The sequence below is a fragment of the Bradyrhizobium sp. 17 genome, from assembly GCF_023073515.1.
GTDB classification, from domain to species: Bacteria; Pseudomonadota; Alphaproteobacteria; order Rhizobiales; family Xanthobacteraceae; genus Bradyrhizobium; species Bradyrhizobium canariense_D.
Genome location: NZ_JADPJQ010000041.1, coordinates 14,342 through 14,574 on the forward strand (window position 1 = coordinate 14,342; position 233 = coordinate 14,574).

The window sequence follows — 233 nt, forward strand, 5'->3', positions numbered from 1 at the left end:
CTTCTGGCATTCGGTCCAGCACGCCAAGCCCATCACCATCGGCTTCAACTGCGCGCTCGGCGCGGAAGATCTGCGCGCGCATATCGCCGATATCGGCCGCGTCGCCGATACCCTTGTTTGTGCCTATCCCAATGCCGGCCTGCCCAACGAGTTCGGCCAGTACGACGAGACCCCGGAATACATGGCCCGCCTGGTCGGCGAGTTCGCGCGCGATGGCCTCGTCAACATCGTCG

The 233-nt window shown here is 64.4% G+C and carries 1 protein-coding gene; it reads left to right on the forward strand.

Annotation, left to right across the window (positions count from 1 at the left end):
* On the forward strand, positions 1-233 hold a 233-nt coding region (locus IVB13_RS07970; protein ID WP_247488208.1), incomplete at both ends, for a homocysteine S-methyltransferase family protein.